The sequence below is a fragment of the Longivirga aurantiaca genome (assembly GCF_042660085.1).
GTDB classification, from domain to species: domain Bacteria; phylum Actinomycetota; class Actinomycetes; order S36-B12; family CAIYMF01; genus Longivirga; species Longivirga aurantiaca.
This window is the reverse complement of record NZ_JBHSTI010000008.1, coordinates 1,202,038-1,220,682: the sequence shown is the minus strand read 5'-3', so window position 1 is coordinate 1,220,682 and position 18,645 is coordinate 1,202,038. Positions and strand designations below refer to the sequence as shown.

Sequence of the window (18,645 nt, the reverse complement as noted above, 5' to 3'; positions counted from 1 at the left end):
GCCATAGGCCGCGCAGCGCGCCGCGGTAGGGCAGGCTCTGCCGGATGGGGCCCACCACATCGACGGACCGTGCTTGGGTCGCGGCGTGAGGCTGCGCGCCGTGATGGCGGTGCCGAGTCTCCGATGGTCGGTGCTGGCCTGGGGCTTGTCGGTCATCGCCGAGACTGCGTCGCTGGTCGTGCTGCTGGTCGTGGCCTACGAGGTCGGCGGTCCCGGGCTGCTCGCCGGCTTCTCGATCCTGCGAGCTGTGCCGGCCCTCATCGTCACGCCTGTCGTCATCGGGTGGTCCGATCGGGGTCGGCGGGAGAGCTGGCTGACAGCCGTCCTCGCGACGCGGTCCGGCCTGTTGGCTCTGGCCGCGGCCTTCCTGGTCGCAGGAGCGCCGATGGCGGTATTGCTCGTCGGAGGGCTCGCTTCGGTCCTGTTCAGTACGCACCGGCCCATGAGCGGTGCACTGCTTCCGCACCTGGCCACCAGCCCGGCGCAGCTGACAGCGGCCAACGCCGCCTCGGCGTTCGCTGAGAGCGCCGGTACATTGGCAGGACCCGTGCTCGCCGGAGTGCTACTCGTGGTTGGCCCGCCACCACTGGGCCTGGCGCTGGCGGCGGTCGTGGTGGGGGCAGCCGCGGTTGCTGTCCGCCGCATCCACGACGTCACTTCCCCCGGTGACCCCGGCAGCGCTATGACGCTGGCTTCCGCGATCAGGGAGTTCGGCGTGGGCCTGCGCGCCCTGCTCCAGGAGCCACCTCTCATCGCGCTGGTGTTCGTGCAGACATTCGCCCGCGGGGTGCTCCTCATCGCCGTGGTCGTCCTCGCGGTCGACACATTCGGACAGGGCGACCCAGGCGTCGGTTGGTTGACGGCGATGATGGGTGTGGGAGGCCTGGCAGGCAGTGCGGCCGCGGCCGCACTTGTCACCTCGACGCGCATCAGCCGAGCCGTTGCAGTGGGCGTGGCTCTCTGGGGGCTTCCGATGGTTGCCCTCGGCTTCTTGACCGTGCCGGCTGTCGGCTACCTCGGATTCGCCATCATCGGAGTAGGCAACGCGGTGCTTGACGTCGGGGCATTCACCCTGGTCGCCAGGGTGATCCCTCCCACCATCCTCGGACGAGCATTCGCCGCGTTCGAAGTGATCCTCGTCCTGGGTGTCACCATCGGTTCCCTGGTCGCCGGCCTGGCGGTCCCGAAGTTCGGCGTCGGTCCCTCGTTGGGGCTCACGGGATGCGTGCTCGTGACGCTTGCCGCGGGCAGCATTCCGTGGGCCCGCCGGCTCGACACCCGGCTCATTCCCGGCGACAACGTCTCTGCCCTCCGCGAGTGTCGCCAACTGGACTCCCTTCCGCTGGCCGCGGTGGACCACCTCGCGGCCGTCGGGGTCGAGCGGACGTTCGCCGATGGCGAGGACGTGATGGTGCAGGGGGCCGTCGGCGACGATTTCCACGTGGTGATGTCGGGTCGTGCTCGGGTCAGCCGGAACGGCACGATGGTCGCCGAACTCGGGCCGGGAAGCGGCTTCGGCGAGATGGCCCTGTTGCGCCAGGTCCCACGCACCGCAACGGTCACCGCCGTGGGCGAGCTGACCACCTTCGCGATCTCCCGACTGGACTTCACGGTCTTCGTGGCTGGGCACCCATCCGCGGCGGCGGCAGTCGCGCACGTGGCCCAAGAACGGGCGTTGGCCGACGAGCGGCGCGGGTCGCGCTAGCCGTGCCGACCCGGAGTTGGCGGGCTCGGAAGACTCTCCGGCTCGCGACCCAGCCGGCTCGGAAAGCTGCGCCTCAACCTACATGTGCAGGGAGAGAGCGCTGTGCGAGGCAACCCTGATGTGATGAAACGACGAAACCTCCTGCTACGCAAGGGGTTCGACTGATTTCGTTCCTGTCTCCTAGTCCAGGTAGTCGCGCACCAGGAACGGCTGAACGCTGTGCGCGGCAACGGATCACGCAGGCGTGGGCCGCGCTGTGCGCGTCACTATCCTGGACTGAGTCCGCGGTCATCCTCTTGACCTCAGTGTGGGCCGATTCCATCAAGAAGGTCACGGACTTCAGTTACAGCAATCGACGGAGCTATTCGATGCGTGTCCGCGGAAGGGCTTGCACAGGCCCAGCTAGTAGGCGCGTCACGCCTCGCTGCTACGGCCCTAGGTTGGCTGCTTAATCAGCGATCCGCCGGTTACGGCTCTCGATAAAGAAGCGGACGACGGGCACGACGGGTCGGACGGATCACGGACCGGCTCCTGGGCGACGGTGGCTTTCGGGGAGGAAGGTGCGCCGGCTTGTGGCCCGCCTCCCGTGCGGCATGGCGCTGCGCCCTGCTCTGTCGACGCCAGCATCGACGGTGCGTCACAGGGTCGCGACGGAGAGCAGCGATGGTGGCTGCGTCGAACTGTCGAGCAGAGGTGAGTGGCCAACCCTGGCGGGCTGATCCTGCAGGCGCGGCCGACAGTATCGACTCCGTCAGAGGGCGGCCAACACCTCGGCCGATGCCCGCTGCCCGGACTCGAGCGCACCCTGCATCCAGCCCATGAACAACGACGTGTGCTCCCCGGCGAAGTGGATTCGGCCCTCGGGGCGACCCCAGACATGGAAGCCCTCGACCAGGTCGCCGGGGCCGGGCGACGCCCACGCACCGCGAACCCACGGATCGAGGTGCCACAGCTTTGCGGCGCCCTGGCCGTTCCAGCCTCCGCCTCCCGCCACCTGCGGGAGCACGCCGGCCAGCTGCTGCGCGAACCAGTCGATGGTCCCCGTGGCCGGGGCGTTGCGCGCGCTCTCGGACTGGAGGTAGGCCTGAAGGATGCCGCTGCCCGCCGGCTGCGTGCTGGTGGAGTGCCAGATCCGCTCGAGAGCGGTGTCCGTACCGACCAGGTGCAGACCCTCGAGACCTTCGCTGTTCCAGAACCGGGTGCTTGACTGCAGGGCGACCCGCGCCGAGGCGACCATGGGGAGGTTGTCGATCCAATACCGCTTCTGTGCCGTGAGACCTGCGCCGGACAGGTCGACGCCGCGGTAGCGCAGGGCGGAGAACGGCAGCGCGCACACGACGCGCGCAGCCTCGATGCTGCGCAGTGCGCCCGAGGGCTCGCGGTAGAGCACGCTCGTCGACGATGGGCCGGCTGTGACGGAGAGGATCTCGTGCTCCAGCCGGATGGGCACCCCGGCCGCGGTCAACCGTGCCGCCAGCCCGTCAGCGATCTGGTCCAGACCACCTTGCAGGTACAAGGTGTCGAACCACTTGGCATGCAGCACGTCCTGGGCGAGCCACGGGAGCGCCGCGATCTCAGACGGCTCCGAGCCGTTCTCCGCCTTGTAGAAGCGGATCCAGTCGGCGCTGGCGCCGTTGCCCGCCAGGAACTGCTCGAGGGTGATGCTGTTCCACGCGTCGACCGAGGCACGGTCGCTGCGGCCGTAGGGCCAGTCGGTCGCGGCGAAGCGCGGCACGACGATCCTGCCGAGCATGTTGCTCCCCGAGGGCGGTCGCTGACCGCTCACGAAGCGCGTCTCGTAGTACCAGTACCCGGCGTAGACGTCGGCACGCTCGTCGGGCGTCAGCTCGAGGACGTCCGGGAAGGGCTCGTCGGAGTAGAACGCCGTATCGCGCAGGACGAACTTCCGGCGACTCGGCGAACCGTCCGGCAGCACGTCCTGGAAGGGCACGACCTGAGAGTCCAGGCCCAGCTCCCTGATGTAGCCGAGGGTCCGGTCGTGGTTGCTCGGGATGCGATGCGCGCCCAGCTCGACGTGGAGGCCGTCGGCGAACGGGACGCCGTCGCTGTCGGTCCGGGCAGTGAGGACGCGACCGCCGACGCGGTTCTGTCCTTCCAGCACGACCACGTCGACGGAGCGGTCGGCCTTCTTGATCTCGTACGCCGCTGCCAGGCCGGCGAGCCCGGCGCCCAGGACCACGACGCGGCTCCGGCGGCGCGCAGCGGAGGCCGCGGGCAGCGGACCCGACAGGGCGACCCCCGCAGCGACCGCCGCCGCTCCTGAGAGGAATCGTCGACGACTGATGGACTCCGGCATGGGGCCTCCTGGCCAGCGAACGTCGCTGGATGACGACGGATGCTAGCCGTGGAAGGGCACGACCGATAGCGGTTGTCACCGACCGGCGGGGTCAGGGTCGAGGCATCGGGCGAGACCGCGTGGTCGACAGTCACCGAGACGACCGCGCGGCCGGCGTACGACACGAGCGCACTCGTGACCCGCACGTCGAGCGCCAGCGGCAGGCACTGCACGATGTCGCGGATCGGTCGACCGCACAGCTCCAGCGGCTCGCTCGGCCCGCGGACGTCCGACGCCACGAAGTTCACCCGTGCCTGGCCGGGCGCACGTAGGCCCGGGCCGCGATCGAGCAGCGGCACGGGTACGAGGTCACCGGCGCGCAGGAGCTGCTCCGTCGCGAGCGGGTCGCCGGCTGCCTTGGCTCCGCTCGTCTGCCGTGCGATGTCGTCGAGAATCGCCCGCGGCGACTCGAGGTGCACCGGGAGATCGATGAAGAACGCCGCGTCGAGGTTGCCGGCGCGCAGGTCGGACGCGCTCCGGCGCATGGACACCGGCACCAGGACCCGTACGCGGGTGGTCGCCTCGAGCTCCGACCTGTCGATCAGGACATTCCGCAGGCAGCCGGCCATGACAGCGAGGTAGACGTCGTTGATCCGGCACCCGGCTCGGTCCGCGACCCGGGAGAGGTCGCCCAGGTCGGCTGTGAACCAGTCCGCGGTGCGGTGCGCTCCCAGCGGGCCGTTGAGCACGGTGGGCGGGAGGTCGGGTCGGAGGGCTCGCAGATCGACCATCCAGCCGGAACCGACCCGTCCGGTTCGCGGGCTCAAGCGCTGAGACCCGCTGCGCAGCAACGGGTCTCAGCAGCGAACGGCGCTGGATCAGTCCAGGTAGTCGCGCAGTACCTGGGAACGGCTGGGATGACGCAGCTTGGACATCGTCTTGGACTCGATCTGGCGGATGCGCTCGCGCGTCACGCCGTAGACCTTGCCGATCTCGTCCAGCGTCTTGGGCTGGCCGTCGGTGAGACCGAAGCGCATCTTCACGACGCCGGCCTCGCGCTCGGACAGGGTGTCGAGCACCGAGTCGAGCTGCTCCTGCAGCAGCGTGAACGACACGGCGTCGGCCGGCACGATCGCCTCGGAGTCCTCGATCAGGTCGCCGAACTCGCTGTCGCCGTCCTCGCCGAGCGGGGTGTGCAGCGAGATGGGCTCGCGGCCGTACTTCTGGACCTCGACGACCTTCTCGGGCGTCATGTCGAGCTCCTTGGCCAGCTCCTCCGGCGTGGGCTCACGGCCCAGGTCCTGGAGCATTTGGCGCTGCACGCGCGCGAGCTTGTTGATGACCTCGACCATGTGCACCGGGATGCGGATGGTGCGGGCCTGGTCGGCCATCGCGCGGGTGATCGCCTGACGGATCCACCAGGTGGCGTACGTCGAGAACTTGCAGCCCTTGGTGTAGTCGAACTTCTCGACCGCGCGGATCAGACCGAGGTTGCCCTCCTGGATCAGGTCCAGGAACAGCATGCCGCGGCCGGTGTAGCGCTTGGCGAGCGAGACGACCAGGCGGAGGTTGGCCTCGAGCAGGTGGTTCTTGGCGCGACGGCCGTCCTCGGCGATCCACTCGAGGTCGCCGCGGGCGGTGTTCGAGAGCTTGATCCCGGAGTTGAGCTTCTCCTCCGCGAACAGGCCGGCCTCGATGCGCTTGGCGAGCTCGACCTCCTGCTCGGCGTTGAGCAGCGGGACCTTGCCGATCTGCTTGAGGTAGTCCTTGACCGGGTCGGCGGTCGCACCCGCGACCGTGACGGTCTGGACGGGCTCGTCGGTGTCGTCGACGTCGGAGATGACGAACGCCTCGGACTCCTCCTCGGCGGCGGGCTCGCCCTCCTTCTTGGGCTCGTCGCCCGTGACCTCCTCGAGGTCGACGGCCAGCTCGGCCTCCAGCTCGACCTCGAGCACCGCGGCCTCGGCGAGGTCGGGCTCGGCGACGTCGGCCTCGGGGTCGATGACGACGTCGCCCTCGAGCTCGGCGACATCGATCTCGACGTCCTCCTCGTCGCCCTCGGCGACGGCGGCACCCTTGGCGGGGGCGGCCGTGGTGGCGGCCTTGGCCGGCGACGCCTTCTTCGCGGGAGCCTCGGCCTTGGCCGGGGCGGTCTTCTTGGCCGGTGCGGCCTTGACGGGAGCGGCAGCCTTGGCCGGGGCCGCCTTCTTGGCGGGCGCGGCCTTCTTCGCCGGAGCGGCCTTCGCAGCCGGGGTGGGCGCAGCCTTCGCGGGGGTCTTCTTCGCGGGCGCAGCAGCCTTGGCCGGAGCGGTCTTCTTGGTGGCCGTGGTCGGCTTCGAGGGCACGAACAAACCTCTCGTCGGGCGGGCGGGCACGCATCCAGGGGTCACCGGGGCGTGCGAGGTGAGGCGGAGCGCAAGGGGCGTCCGGTGAACATTGTGACACGGCCCGGACATTCCCCCCGACCGGCGGGGGCGCTCCGCGCGGCGGTGGTGGGACGAGCCGCGGGGGTGGGGGCGTTCCCGGTGTCCGCTCAGCGCGCAGCGGCCGCCTTGGCCGCCTGCTTGGACGACCGGACCGCGGCCAGGCTCACGGCGTCGGTCACGTCGGCGACGGACCGGGTCGAGCCGGCCTCGCCGTAGGCGCCCGCCGCCTCGCGCCAGCCGCGCGGGCGCACCTCGAACTGCTTGCCGAGGAGGGCGAGGAGGATGCGCGCCTTCTGGTCGCCGTACCCCGGCAGGTCGAGGAGCCGGTGGTAGAGAGCGTCGCCCGACGGCACCGAGCGCCAGATGGCCGCGGTGTCGCCGGCGTACTCGACCACCACGTGGCGGGCGAGGCCCTGGATGCGGCCGGCCATGGAGCCCGGGAACCGGTGCACGGCAGGCGGTGCCGACACGAGCGCCGCGAACTCCTCGGGGTCGTACGCCGCGATCCGCGCGACGTCGAGCCGCTCGGTCGTGCCCATCCGCTCGGCCAGCTTCCACGGCCCGAGGAACGCCCGCTCCATCGGCATCTGCTGATCGAGCAGCATGCCCGTCACGAGCGCGAACGGGTCGCGCGCGAGGAGGGCATCGCCCCGGACGTCGAAGCACAGGGAGAGCGAGCGGGGTGCGGGGCCGGTCGTCGACGTCGTCACCCGCCCACGGTACGTCTCCGCGCGCCCGTCACCGACCTCGCGGTGATGCGGATGTGACCGGTTCGACCAGGAGTGCGGCTACGCCTTGACGGCGAGGACCGGGCAGCTCGCGTCGAGCAGGATCGTCTGGCTGTTGCTGCCCATGATCAGCTTGCCGACTGGCGTCCGGCGGCGCAGGCCGATCACGATCATGTCGGCGTCCACCTCGTCGGCGACGGCGATGAGGTCCTCCGCCGGGTCGCTGCCCCGGACGAGCTGGCGCACCTCGTGCTCGACGCCGATCTCGTGCAGCCGGGAGTGGAGGGCGTTCATCTCGTCGTCCACCTCGACGGCGTGCTCGGGGCTGAGGCTCCGGCCGCCCTTCTGCGAGTTGATGACCACGAGCTTGGCGCTGCGCTGCTGCGCCTCGGTGACCGCGCGATCCAGGGCTGCCTGGCCCTCCGGCGTCTCGACGTACCCGACCACGATCGGGCTCCCGATGCCACCCATGCGTTCCTCCTCGGCGCGTGCACGTGCCGGCGGCTCCATCGCCGCCCGCACCCGGAACGTAGTACGCCCGGAGGCGGGATGCGCTCAAGACGACGCCGATGGTGCCGACGACTTGTAGGTGACGCTCATTCCGCCCGCGCGCGCCTCCTCCGGCCTGCCCGCGAGCGGACGTGCCGGGGCCCCCGCACCGCATCCCCGGCCCTCGGAGATCCTGTCCGCGGGGCTGGACCGCAACAGGCGCGTGCGCGAGCAGGTGGAGCAGCTGATCGCCGAGCCCTCCCTGCTCGGTCCCGACTTCTCCCCCGTCCGCCGGCTCGACGGCCCGACGCCGGCGTCCGGCCCGCTCGTGGGCTGGAAGGCAGTCGGCCGCGGTGCTCCCGGCACGGATGTGGCGGACACCCTCAGCCTCCTGGAGCAGGCGAGCAGCCTCGGCCTCGTCGAGCGGCTCGACTGGGCGTTCCGCTGCCACGCCTTCGACGTCGCGATGGACGCCGGCCTCACCGGCGAGCTGCACCTGACGCCCGAGCCGGAGACCTTCGGGGGCGCGTGCCCCCCGCGGCTGGCCGTAGCCTGGCTGCGCGGCCGGCGGGCCCTCAACATCTGCGCGGAGCTGCACGAGGACGCCTTCGCCGACCTCACCCGGCTGCAGGCGGCCGCCGAGGAGATGACCGGCTGGGGCTGGCACCTCGTCGTGGCCGACGTCTCCGGCACGAACGCGTCGGCGACGGCCGAATCGATGATGGGAACGCTGCGTCCGGCGTACGTCCAGGTCGACGTGTCGCGCCCGCACCGGGACGAGGTGGCCTCGCGCCGCCTCCTGGACGCCGGACGCGACGCCGGTGCCGCCGTCCTCGCCGTCGGCGTCTCGACCCAGGCCGACCTCGACCTCGCGCTCGAGCTCGGCGCGACCACCGCCCGCGGGCCTCTCGTCGGCGCCGTGTCCTCCGTGCCCCGCTGACCCGGCTCAGCCCACGAGCAGCGCGCGCGCCTCGCGCACGTCGACGGTGATCACGTCGTCCTGCGTGAGCGGGTCTCCGGGCACCGGGAACGGCCCGAGCCCCTCCACGACGTAGCTGCCGCGCCACACCGCCGTGACCCGGACCGTCTGGGCCCCGAGCGCGCGGTAGGTGTGGGCGACCGAGGCGTCGGGCCACCGGCCGCCCGGCGATGCCGTCCAGCTGCTGCCGCCGTCGCCCCAGGCCCACCACCAGCGCGGGCGGGCGTCGAGGCGCACGTCGAGGCCGAGCAGCGAGAGATCGGCGCCGACGAGCCCTCCGACGGGCTGACCGGTGCGGAACACGGCCGGCACCCCGATCAGAGCGCCGTCGGCCGGCTGCGCCCCCGCACGGAGGGCAGGCAGCGCCTGCGACGCCGCCTCGCGGACGGCGGCCCCGATCTCCGTCCTGGTGGGCGGCGGCGTACCCCCGATGCACGCTGCGCCGACGAACCGGCGCGGCTCCCCCGGCTGTGCCAGCCAGACGCGCACCCGGATGAGGTCGGCCGGGCAGTCGAGGTGGCTCGCCGTGCAACTGCCGAGGTCGAAGTCGGCTCGGGTGCAGAACGCGGTGATGCTCCAGGTGCAGCCGTCGCAGGCCGCGGCGTCCGACCGACCGGTCTCGTCGCCGCGCCAGGTGGACGACGGGAAGACCACCCCGCCGGTGCCGGTGTAGATGTCGGAGCCGTCGTCGCCGATCACGTCGACGGCGTGCGCCGGGCCCGTCGTGACGAGGGCCGGTGCGGTCGTGCAGGTCAGGGCGGCCAGGGCGAGAGCCGCGATGCGGGTGAGGGGCCGGATGTGACGGCGACGGCGTCCTGCCGAGGCCCGTGACGGGGACCGCACGACACGACGGTAGGGATCGGACCCGCCCTGTGCCACCCGTCGTGAGCGCCTGTGGAGGAACCTCCCCCACCTGCGCCCCGCTGGGCTCCGGCGTCACACGCGCCACACGGGGTACGGCGTGCCACGATGCCGGGGTGACCTCGGAGCCCCACGCGCAGCCGCCGACGCAGCGGCCGCGGACGGCGTTCGTCCTCGGTGGAGGCGGACTGCTCGGCGCCGCCGAGGTCGGGATGCTGCGGGCGCTCGTCGAGGCGGGCGTGCGGCCCGACCTCGTGATCGGCACGTCGATCGGGGCCGCCAACGGCGCGCTCGTCGCCGACGACCCGACGATGGCGGGTGTCGACCGGCTCGAGGCGCTCTGGTCCGACGCCGACGAGGGCCCGTTCTCGGGCTCGTGGCTCGAGCGGGCCCAGACCGTCACCCGGACCGCGTGGCGCACCCGCACCGCCCTCTACGGCCACAAGGCGCTGCAGGTGCTGGTCGAGCGGCACCTGACCGTGACGCTCATCGAGGACCTCCAGGTGCCGTTCATGTGCTGCGCTGCGTCGATCGAGCGGGCGGCCGAGCACTGGTTCACCTCCGGGCCGATCGTGCCGGCGGTGCTGGCGTCCTCGGCGGTGCCCGGGCTCTTCCCGGCGTACGAGATCGACGGCGAGCACTTCATCGACGGCGGCATCGTCAACTCGATCCCGCTCGACCGTGCCCGCAAGGCGGGGGCCGAGCGGGTGTTCGTGCTGCAGGTGGGCCGGGTCGAGCAGCCGCTCTCCCCCGCCACCAACCCGCTCGAGGTCGGCCTGGTCGCCTTCGAGGTCGCGCGGCGCGCCCGTTTCACCGCCTCGCTCGCACGCAGCCAGGGCGAGCTCGAGGTGCACGTGCTGCCCACGGGGGGCACGGCGCCGCGCTACAACGAGCGCGCCTCGCTCGGGTACCGCGACACCAGCCGGATCCCGGAGCGGATCGCGGCCGCGCGCAACGCGTCGACCGCCTACCTCGCCGACCTCGGAATCACCGGCTGACTGGGGGACGTGATGAACCTCTGGCTGCCGCCGTACTGGCTCCGTCGGATCGTGGTCGCGCCGCTCGTGTGGTTCTTCGGGGTGTGGCTCATCCTGTTCGCGATCCCCTGGATCCTCCTGCTGCTGGTGCTCGTGTCGTTCGCGCTCCCCCCGTGGTTCAAGCCGCTGCGCGTGCTGGGCTTCGCGATCGTCTACCTCGGCCTCGAGGTCGTCGGCCTGACGATCCTGTTCCTCACCTGGGTGGCGAGCGGGTTCGGCTGGAAGATCCGCAACGAGTTCTTCACCCGCCTGCACTACGGCCTGCTGCGTGGGCTCCTCGAGACGCTGTTCGTCTTCGGTCGTCGCTTCTTCTGCCTCACCGTGGTCCGCGCGGGGTCCATGGACATGGACGACCTCGACGGCGACGGCGCCCGCGACGACCGGCCCAGGCTCGTGCTCAGCCGCCATGCCGGCCCGGGCGACTCGTTCCTGCTCGTCCGCGAGATCCTCAGCTGGACGGGGCGCCGTCCGCGCATCGTGCTCAAGGACACCCTGCAGATCGACCCGATCATCGACGTCCTGCTCGGCCGGCTGCCGGTGGCGTTCATCGACCCCAACCCCGCCGATCCCGAGGCGGCCACCCGTGCGATCGAGGAGCTCGCCGCGGGCATGGGCCCGGACGACGCGCTGCTGATCTTCCCCGAGGGCGGCAACTTCACCGAGGGACGCCGGTCCACACGGATCGACCGGCTGCGCACGGCGGGCCACGACGAGGCCGCCGACCGGGCGGAGCGCATGCAGCACGTGCTGGCACCCCGGCCGGGCGGCGTGCGCCGCGTGCTCCTCGCGCAGCCCGGCGCCGACGTCGTGGTGGTCGCGCACACCGGGCTCGACCGGCTCACGGACGTGCGCACCATCTGGCGCGAGATCCCCACCGACAAGACGCTCTACGTCGGGTGGCAGGTGCATGCCGGGCCCTCCGTCCCCACGACCGTCCCCGAGCTGTCGACGTGGCTGTTCGACCGCTGGGAGGAGGTCGACGCCTGGATCGACGCCGTCGAGGCGCTGGGCGTCGATGCCACCCGGGTCGAGGTCGACGACGTGCCGCCGTTCGGCGAGATCACGCCGGCGAACGCGCCTGGCCGGGTCGGGCGGCGGCGAGGATCGCCTCGGCGGTGAGGTCGCGCATCGACTCCCGCCACGACCACGGGGGGATGCCGGCGTCGAGCGCCGCCGACATGAGGTGGGCGAGCGAGTACGACGGGTCCGCCGCGAGCGACCGGTCCAGCGCGATGCGTGCCGCGGCGCCGTCCCCCGAGAGCCAGGCGGATACCCCCAGCACAGCGGCGAGCGCTGCCACCTCGTCGTCCCGTGCGCACCGGACCGCCTCGGACAGCACCGTGCGCACGGCCTCGAGGATCGGCCGGTCGCACTCCACCGCGAGCTCGCGCAGCAGGTAGTCGCGCGGCGGGATGTCGAGCACCAGCAGACCCGCGGTGGCGACGAGCCGGGTGAACCGCCTCGCGGCGCCGTCGCGGTTGTGCCCCCAGTGCGCCACCGCGTGCAGGAACGCCTCGACGTCCGCCACGACCTCGCCCGACTGACGGGCGAGCGCCCCCGGGCGCGCGTGCAGGACAGCGGCGCGAACCGGGTCGTCGTCCGGCCGGGCGTCGAGGGCGTCCACCAGCGACTGCCGACGGCTCATCGGCGCCGACCCGCGCTCGACGAGCGAGGCCCTGATGCGCAGTGCCTCGGACGGGTCGAGGGCACGGCCCTCGACGGGGCAGCACCCGAGGTTCTCGCAGAGGTACGACCTCGTGCGGTCCCCGACCACGCAGACCACCTCACGGACGTCGTGCTCCGCGGCGGTCAGCATCTCCTCGAGCAGCTCGGCCAGCTCGCGGTAGGGCAGCTCGTCGACGATGACGTCGGACCACTGCTCCCCCGCGTCGGCGGGGTAGATCACGACTGTGGCGGCGGCCGCCCCCGACCGGCTCAGCGCCTCGAACGCGTACGTCCAGGCCTCGAGCGCCCGCAGGAGCTCGTCGTCGGAGAGCCCGGCGGGAGGGATGTCGAAGCGCAGCGTGACGGCCGCACGGTTGCTGGCGTCGTCGAGCCCGAGCACGACGAACGAGTGCTCGGGGACGAATCCGACGAGGTGCGGCACCACGATCGGGAGCGACTCGGGGCCGCGCGCGACGAGGTCCGGCGCGTCGTCAGGCTGGGGCGGGACGTAAGGATCGGCAGGTGGCGTCATGGCGCCACCGTCGATCGCACCACCCGTGGGCTCGCTCAGCGGCACCCGCCGCCTGGGGACGACTCGCCGCCCGGCCGCCCTGTGGACGGCTGCCGGGCCCCTACGTGTACGTCGCCGTCGCGATGGCCGCGACGGTCTGCTCGATCGTGAAGGTCTCCGATCCCGGGATCCTCGGCACGAAGCCGACGAGCACCCCGTTGGCCATGACCTGCGCCTCGAGCCCGGCCGCGCCGTCGACGTCCCAGAGGGCCTCGCGGCCGTCCGAGAGCACGACGCGCACGCCGAACCGGTTGACCCCACCGCGGTAGAGGTGGGCGAACAGGCGCAGCTCGCTGAGAGCTGCGACGACCTTCTCCGCCTCGTCCTGCTGCATGTCCCTACCCTTCCAGACGACCGACCGACGAACCGCGCGCTCAGATCATCCCCACGACGGCGCGTCGCGCCTGCAGCACGTGCAGCTTGAGGTGGTCCGCAGCCACCGTCACCCATCCGGCGACGTCGATCTCGCCCTCGCTCGGGTGCACCGCCGTCCGCGCCCATTGCTCCGGCGAGAGCGACGCGAGCAGCCGGGCGTTCACGTGCCGGAGCGAGAGCACCAGCGTGAGGGCGTCCGCGGCAGGACGGATGTCGTAGCCGAGCGAGGCGGCGTACTCCTCCTCGTCCCACGGCTCCCAGACCGGCCGGTCCTCGGCCAGCATGCGGCGCAGGCGCACGGCCTGGTGCAGCTCGGCGTCGGCCAGGTGGTGCAGGACCTCTCCCACCGACCAGGAGTCCGGGGCGGGCCGGCGGTCGAGCAGCTCGCCGTCGCCGACGTTCGCGTCGGCGAACACCGCCGCGAGCTCCTCGATGCTGTCGGTGTACGCCGACAGCGCCTCGATGCGTGAGTCGTCCGCGAACACTGTGACGTGCAGGTCGTCGGCCATGCCGCGAGGGTAGTGTCACCGCATGGTCGAGCCGGTCTACGCCCCCGTCGTTATCACCGCGAAGGCGCTGTTCAAGGGCCTCGGCCTGCACATCGACCTGAGCGGGACGGAGCACATCCCGAGGTCCGGCGGCGCGGTGCTGGCCAGCAACCACATCGGCTACATGGACTTCATCTTCGCCGGACTCGGCGCGAACCCTGCCGGGCGCTACGTGCGCTTCATGGCCAAGGACTCGATCTGGAAGAACCCGGTGGCCGGCCCCCTCATGCGCGGGATGAAGCACATCCCGGTCGACCGCACCGCCGGCGCCGAGTCCTTCCGTATCGCGCTGGACCACATCAAGAACGGCGAGATCGTCGGCATCTTCCCGGAGGCCACCATCTCGCGGTCGTTCGAGATCAAGGACTTCAAGAGCGGCGCCGCGCGGCTCGCGATGGACGGCGGGGTGCCCCTCATCCCGACCGTGCTCTGGGGCACCCACCGCATCATGACCAAGGGCCGCCCCCGCGACTTCTCGCGCGGCAAGGCAGTGTCGGTCTCGGTGGGCGCACCCATCGACGTGCCCCCGGGCTCCGACCTCGACGCCGTCGGCGAGCACCTGCACGAGGTGATGCGCGGCATGCTCGACGACGCCATCGCGCGCTACCCGCAGAAACCGTCCGGGCCGGACGACACCTGGTGGCTGCCGGCCCGTCTCGGGGGCACCGCGCCGACGCTGCCGGAGGCTACGCGCGCCGACCGGCTCGAGGCCCTCGAGCGGGCTCGCCGCAAGTCCGACACCGCCTGATCCCGGCGATCTTGGTGGGGCACGAGAACCGTTGGCGCACAAGACCTTCCACGTGAACACCCACCCCCCTGCACGGCGCCCGGATCGGGTGCGGCAGGATCCCTTTATGCGCCTGGACCACGTCTCCTACGCCGTGTCGCACAACGAGCTCGTCGACACCGTTCAGCGCCTCGGCCAGCAGCTGGGCGGCTCGTTCGAGGACGGCGGACGCCACCCCCGCTTCGGCACCCGCAACTTCATCCTCCCCCTCGAGGGCGGCGTCTACCTCGAGGTCGTCGCGGCGCTCGACCACCCCGCCTCGGACAAGGCTCCGTTCGGCCAGGCGGTGCGCGCCCGCGCCGAGGACGGCGGCGGCTGGCTGGGCTGGGTCGTCGCAGTCGACGACATCACGCCGATCGAGCAGCGCGTGGGCCGCGAGTCGGTCGACGGCCACCGGGTGCGCCCGGACGGCTACGACCTCACGTGGAAGCAGCTCGGCATCACCGAGCTCCGCGAGGACCCGTCCCTCCCCTTCTTCATCCAGTGGACGAGCGATGCCGCGCAGCACCCGTCGATGGCGCACCCGGCCCACGTGTCGGCCGTCTCGTGCGAGCTCGCCGGCGACAAGGACCGCATCCGCGCCTGGCTCGGCGGCAGCGTCGACACGCCGATCGACGGCACCGACGTCCAGTGGGTCGACGCCGAGGAGCCGGGCCTCGTGGCGGTGCACTTCAAGACCGCGTCCGGGGAGATCGTCCGCATCGACTGACGGCGTCCGCTGCTCCGACGTACGGCACCTGCGGCGCGCAACCGCTGTGTGAACATCTCCGCGAACCGATTGCCCCCACCCCGGCGTAGGGGTTAAGTGAGGCTCTCGCCGACCGGGTCGGTCGGCCGGTGCCCAGGAGGCAGTCGTGTCCGTCGTCAGAGCCGCCCTCGTCCAGACCTCGTGGACGGGCGACAAGGAGTCGATGATCGTCGCGCACGAGAACTACGCGCGCGAGGCCGCCGCGGCAGGGGCGCAGGTCATCTGCTTCCAGGAGCTGTTCTACGGCCCCTACTTCTGCCAGGTGCAGGACGCCGCCTTCTACGAGTACGCCGAGACGGTGCCCGGCCCGACGGTCGAACGCTTCCAGGCCCTCGCGCGCGAGCTGTCGATGGTGATGGTGCTGCCGATGTACGAGCAGGAGCAGCCGGGCTTCCTCTACAACACCGCCGCCGTGATCGACGCCGACGGCAGCTACCTGGGCAAGTACCGCAAGCACCACATCCCGCACGTGAGGGGCTTCTGGGAGAAGTTCTACTTCCGCCCCGGCAACCTCGGCTTCCCGGTCTTCGACACCGCGGTCGGGAAGGTCGGCGTCTACATCTGCTACGACCGGCACTTCCCCGAGGGCTGGCGCGCGCTCGGCCTGAACGGTGCGCAGATCGTGTTCAACCCGTCGGCCACCTCGCGCGGGCTCTCGTCGTACCTCTGGAAGCTCGAGCAGCCGGCCGCTGCGGTCGCGAACGAGTACTTCATCGGCGCGATCAACCGTGTCGGGATCGAGGACCTCGGCGACGACGACTTCTACGGCACCTCGTACTTCGTCGACCCGCAGGGCGCGTTCGTCGGCGAGGTCGCTGACAGCCACTCCCCCGAGCTCATGATCCGCGACCTCGACCTCGAGCTGCTCACCGAGGTGCGCAACCGCTGGGCCTTCTACCGCGATCGTCGGCCCGAGGCCTACGGCGACCTGGTGCAGCCGTGACCACGCTGATCCGCGGCGGCCTGGTGATCGGGCCGGTCAGCGCGCAGCACCTCGACGTGCTCATCGACGGGGAGCGCATCGTCGCCCTGCTCGCCCCCGGCGACACCTCGCTCGCCGCCGACCTCGCCTCCAGCGTGGAGGAGGTCATCGACGCCACGGGCAAGTACGTCGTGCCCGGAGGCGTCGACGCGCACACGCACATGGAGCTGCCGTTCGGCGGCACGTTCGCCTCCGACACCTTCGAGACCGGCACCCGCGCGGCCGCCCACGGAGGGACGACGACCATCGTCGACTTCGCCGTGCAGCGAGCCGGCGAGCGGGTGCAGGACGGCCTCGCCGCCTGGCACGAGAAGGCGCGCGGGAACTGCGCGATCGACTATGCCTTCCACCAGATCATCGGCGGCGTCGACGAGGAGTCGCTCAAGGCCATGGACGAGCTGGTGTCCGAGGGCATCACCAGCTTCAAGCTCTTCATGGCGTACCCCGGCGTCTTCTACTCGGACGACGGCCAGATCCTCCGCGCGATGCAGACCGCGGCGGGCAACGGGTCGATGATCATGATGCACGCGGAGAACGGCACCGCGATCGACGTGCTCGTCGCCCAGGCGCTCGCCCGAGGCGAGACCTCCCCGAGGTACCACGGGCTCACCCGGCCCTGGGAGACCGAGGAGGAGGCCACCCACCGCGCGATCATGCTCGCGAGGATCACGGGCGCTCCGCTCTACATCGTCCACATGTCGGCCAAGCAGGCGGTGGAGACCCTCGCGGCCGCGCGCGGCGAGGGCTGGAACGTGTTCGGCGAGACCTGCCCGCAGTACCTCTACCTCTCCCTCGAGGAGCAGCTCTCGGCGCCCGGCTTCGAAGGCGCGAAGTGGGTCTGCTCCACGCCTCTGCGAGCGCGGCAGGAGGGGCACCAGGACGAGCTGTGGCGCTACCTGCGCACGGGCGACCTGTCGGTGGTCTCCACGGACCACTGCCCGTTCTGCTTCAAGGAGCAGAAGGAGCTCGGGGTCGGCGACTTCTCCAAGATCCCCAACGGCATCGGCAGCGTCGAGCACCGGATGGACCTGCTCTACCAGGGCGTCGTGGACGGGCGGATCTCGCTCACGAGATGGGTCGAGATCTGCTGCACGACACCCGCCCGGATGTTCGGGCTGCACCCGAAGAAGGGCGAGATCGTTCCGGGCGCCGACGCCGACGTCGTCATCTACGACCCGCAGGCGAGGACGCACATCTCGGTGGAGACCCACCACATGAACATGGACCACTCGGCCTGGGAGGGCTACGAGATCGCCGGAGGGGTCGACACCGTGCTCTCGCGCGGCCGCGTGATCGTGCAGAAGGGCGACTACCTCGGCTCGGCCGGCCACGGGCAGTTCCTGCGCCGCGGTCTCTCGTCGTACCTCACCTAGGAGACCGCGTGGACTTCGGAGTCGTCCTGCAGTGCAACCCGCCCGCGTGGCGCGTGGTCGACCTGGCGAAGAAGGCCGAGATCGCGGGCTTCAGCTACGTCTGGACCTTCGACTCGCACCTGCTCTGGCAGGAGCCGTACGTGATCTACAGCCAGATCCTGTCGCAGACCAACCGCATCATCGTCGGCCCGATGGTCACCAACCCCGCCACCCGCGACTGGACCGTGACCGCGTCGACGTACGCCACGCTCAACGACATGTTCGGGAACCGCACGGTGTGCGGCATCGGGCGCGGCGACTCGGCGGTGCGCGTCACGAACGGCCGCCCGTCGACCCTCGCCGAGCTGCGCGAGAGCATCCACGTGATCCGTGAGCTGGCCAACGGCCGATCCGTCGACCACAACGGGAGCCACCTGCGCCTGCCGTGGAGCAAGGGCAGCCAGCTCGACATGTACGTCGCGGCCTACGGGCCCAAGGCGCTCGCCCTCACCGGCGAGGTGGCGGACGGCTTCATCCTCCAGCTCGCCGACCTGGCGATCGCGGAGTGGAGCATCGCCGCCGTACGCCGCGCGGCCGAGCAGGCCGGTCGCGACCCGATGTCGGTCAAGATCTGCGTCGCCGCACCGGCGTACGTCGGTGACGACATCGAGCACCAGCGCGACCAGGTGCGGTGGTTCGGCGGGATGGTCGGCAACCACGTGGCCGACATCGTCGAGCGGTACGGCTCGGACGGCGCTGCGGTGCCGCAGGCACTGACCGACTACATCGCGGGTCGCCAGGGGTACGACTACAACTCGCACGGACGCGCCGGCAACGCGCACGTGGAGTTCGTGCCGGACGAGATCGTGGACCGGTTCTGCGTGCTCGGCCCGGCCGAGGCCCACATCGAGCGGCTGAAGGCCCTGCGCGACCTCGGCGTCGACCAGTTCGCGATCTACCTGCAGCACGACGCCCAGGACTCGACCCTGAAGGCGTACGCCCAGAAGGTCATGCCTGCGCTCCAGGAGCACGGGCTCGCGAAGTCGTAGCCGGCCACGACGTACGAACGCCCTCCCGCGTGCGAGCGGGAGGGCGT

Annotated in this window: 17 protein-coding genes and 1 pseudogene; 9 read left to right on the top strand and 9 right to left on the bottom strand. The window is 71.4% G+C overall.

The features are described from left to right. The first annotated feature begins 85 nt into the window (after positions 1-85). Positions 86-1,705 carry a cyclic nucleotide-binding domain-containing protein gene (locus ACFQGU_RS09630; RefSeq protein WP_386766082.1) on the top strand — a complete coding sequence of 540 codons (1,620 nt, stop codon included), beginning with the start codon at positions 86-88 and terminating at the stop codon, positions 1,703-1,705. A gap of 751 nt (positions 1,706-2,456) precedes the next feature. Here ACFQGU_RS09630 and ACFQGU_RS09625 read toward each other — a convergent pair. The 5 genes and pseudogenes from ACFQGU_RS09625 to ACFQGU_RS09605 form a co-directional block, all read right to left on the bottom strand. Next, on the bottom strand, positions 2,457-4,022 hold the full coding sequence (locus ACFQGU_RS09625) for a flavin monoamine oxidase family protein (RefSeq protein ID WP_386766080.1): 1,566 nt from the start codon (positions 4,020-4,022) through the stop codon (positions 2,457-2,459). A gap of 101 nt (positions 4,023-4,123) precedes the next feature. After that, positions 4,124-4,546, bottom strand: a pseudogene (locus tag ACFQGU_RS09620) (WS/DGAT domain-containing protein); the annotation flags it as partial. Between the two features lie 333 nt (positions 4,547-4,879). After that, positions 4,880-6,457: an RNA polymerase sigma factor gene (locus ACFQGU_RS09615; protein WP_386766078.1), complete on the bottom strand. Its 1,578-nt coding sequence runs from the start codon at positions 6,455-6,457 to the stop codon at positions 4,880-4,882. A 77-nt stretch (positions 6,458-6,534) separates the two neighbouring features. After that, positions 6,535-7,137: an HhH-GPD-type base excision DNA repair protein gene (locus tag ACFQGU_RS09610; protein ID WP_386766076.1), complete on the bottom strand. Its 603-nt coding sequence runs from the start codon at positions 7,135-7,137 to the stop codon at positions 6,535-6,537. 78 nt (positions 7,138-7,215) lie between these two features. After that, a complete protein-coding gene (locus ACFQGU_RS09605) occupies positions 7,216-7,626 on the bottom strand; it encodes a universal stress protein (protein ID WP_386766074.1) in 411 nt (136 codons plus the stop codon). A 118-nt stretch (positions 7,627-7,744) separates the two neighbouring features. On the opposite strand from ACFQGU_RS09605, the gene ACFQGU_RS09600 reads away from it, so the two are divergent. Further along, a complete protein-coding gene (locus ACFQGU_RS09600) occupies positions 7,745-8,584 on the top strand; it encodes a hypothetical protein (protein WP_386766072.1) in 840 nt (279 codons plus the stop codon). 6 nt (positions 8,585-8,590) lie between these two features. Here ACFQGU_RS09600 and ACFQGU_RS09595 read toward each other — a convergent pair whose 3' ends face one another. After that, a complete protein-coding gene (locus tag ACFQGU_RS09595) occupies positions 8,591-9,466 on the bottom strand; it encodes a hypothetical protein (protein WP_386766070.1) in 876 nt (291 codons plus the stop codon). Positions 9,467-9,600: 134 nt separating this feature from the next. Here ACFQGU_RS09595 and ACFQGU_RS09590 point away from each other — a divergent pair, with 134 nt between their 5' ends. Next, positions 9,601-10,482, top strand: coding sequence for a patatin-like phospholipase family protein (locus ACFQGU_RS09590; protein ID WP_386766068.1), 882 nt, complete (start codon positions 9,601-9,603; stop codon positions 10,480-10,482). Between the two features lie 12 nt (positions 10,483-10,494). Further along, the gene (locus ACFQGU_RS09585) at positions 10,495-11,640 is read left to right on the top strand and encodes a 1-acyl-sn-glycerol-3-phosphate acyltransferase (protein ID WP_386768219.1); all 1,146 of its coding nucleotides are present in this window, start codon (positions 10,495-10,497) and stop codon (positions 11,638-11,640) included. On the opposite strand, the gene ACFQGU_RS09580 is transcribed toward ACFQGU_RS09585, so the two are convergent. The 3 genes from ACFQGU_RS09580 to ACFQGU_RS09570 all read right to left on the bottom strand — a co-directional run bounded on the left by ACFQGU_RS09580 (position 11,582) and on the right by ACFQGU_RS09570 (position 13,641). Then, positions 11,582-12,718, bottom strand: coding sequence for a DUF4192 domain-containing protein (locus ACFQGU_RS09580; protein WP_386766066.1), 1,137 nt, complete (start codon positions 12,716-12,718; stop codon positions 11,582-11,584). The two genes, ACFQGU_RS09585 and ACFQGU_RS09580, sit on opposite strands and share 59 nt — an antisense overlap. Positions 12,719-12,818: 100 nt before the next feature. Next, complete coding sequence (locus ACFQGU_RS09575; protein ID WP_386766064.1) at positions 12,819-13,091, bottom strand: hypothetical protein; 273 nt, start codon at positions 13,089-13,091, stop codon at positions 12,819-12,821. A gap of 40 nt (positions 13,092-13,131) precedes the next feature. Continuing rightward, positions 13,132-13,641 (bottom strand): DinB family protein, encoded by a 510-nt coding sequence (locus tag ACFQGU_RS09570; RefSeq protein ID WP_386766062.1) that lies wholly within the window; start codon positions 13,639-13,641, stop codon positions 13,132-13,134. A 22-nt stretch (positions 13,642-13,663) separates the two neighbouring features. On the opposite strand from ACFQGU_RS09570, the gene ACFQGU_RS09565 reads away from it, so the two are divergent. The 5 genes from ACFQGU_RS09565 (at position 13,664) to ACFQGU_RS09545 (ending at position 18,598) form a co-directional block, all read left to right on the top strand. Then, positions 13,664-14,428, top strand: coding sequence for a lysophospholipid acyltransferase family protein (locus ACFQGU_RS09565; protein WP_386766060.1), 765 nt, complete (start codon positions 13,664-13,666; stop codon positions 14,426-14,428). A 106-nt stretch (positions 14,429-14,534) separates the two neighbouring features. Continuing rightward, positions 14,535-15,176 carry a VOC family protein gene (locus ACFQGU_RS09560; protein ID WP_386766058.1) on the top strand — a complete coding sequence of 214 codons (642 nt, stop codon included), beginning with the start codon at positions 14,535-14,537 and terminating at the stop codon, positions 15,174-15,176. 145 nt (positions 15,177-15,321) lie between these two features. Continuing rightward, entirely contained in the window at positions 15,322-16,158 is an 837-nt protein-coding gene (locus ACFQGU_RS09555) for a nitrilase-related carbon-nitrogen hydrolase (RefSeq protein ID WP_386766056.1), read from the top strand. Continuing rightward, a complete protein-coding gene (hydA, locus tag ACFQGU_RS09550; RefSeq protein ID WP_386766054.1) occupies positions 16,155-17,570 on the top strand; it encodes a dihydropyrimidinase in 1,416 nt (471 codons plus the stop codon). The genes ACFQGU_RS09555 and hydA overlap by 4 nt, the downstream gene beginning before the upstream one ends. Before the next feature lie 8 nt (positions 17,571-17,578). Beyond that, positions 17,579-18,598 (top strand): TIGR03842 family LLM class F420-dependent oxidoreductase, encoded by a 1,020-nt coding sequence (locus tag ACFQGU_RS09545; RefSeq protein WP_386766052.1) that lies wholly within the window; start codon positions 17,579-17,581, stop codon positions 18,596-18,598. Positions 18,599-18,645 lie beyond the last annotated feature (47 nt).

Excerpts from the sequence above, each read along its gene's own strand:
- ACFQGU_RS09625 (WP_386766080.1), bottom strand. The coding sequence starts at position 4,022 with ATGCCGGAGTCCATCAGTCGTCGACGATTCCTCTCAGGAGCGGCGGCG.
- ACFQGU_RS09615 (WP_386766078.1), bottom strand. The coding sequence starts at position 6,457 with ATGTCCGGGCCGTGTCACAATGTTCACCGGACGCCCCTTGCGCTCCGC.
- ACFQGU_RS09605 (WP_386766074.1), bottom strand. The coding sequence starts at position 7,626 with ATGGGTGGCATCGGGAGCCCGATCGTGGTCGGGTACGTCGAGACGCCG.
- ACFQGU_RS09585 (WP_386768219.1), top strand. The coding sequence starts at position 10,495 with ATGAACCTCTGGCTGCCGCCGTACTGGCTCCGTCGGATCGTGGTCGCG.
- ACFQGU_RS09580 (WP_386766066.1), bottom strand. The coding sequence starts at position 12,718 with ATGACGCCACCTGCCGATCCTTACGTCCCGCCCCAGCCTGACGACGCG.
- ACFQGU_RS09575 (WP_386766064.1), bottom strand. The coding sequence starts at position 13,091 with ATGCAGCAGGACGAGGCGGAGAAGGTCGTCGCAGCTCTCAGCGAGCTG.
- ACFQGU_RS09570 (WP_386766062.1), bottom strand. The coding sequence starts at position 13,641 with ATGGCCGACGACCTGCACGTCACAGTGTTCGCGGACGACTCACGCATC.
- ACFQGU_RS09565 (WP_386766060.1), top strand. The coding sequence starts at position 13,664 with ATGGTCGAGCCGGTCTACGCCCCCGTCGTTATCACCGCGAAGGCGCTG.
- ACFQGU_RS09560 (WP_386766058.1), top strand. The coding sequence starts at position 14,535 with ATGCGCCTGGACCACGTCTCCTACGCCGTGTCGCACAACGAGCTCGTC.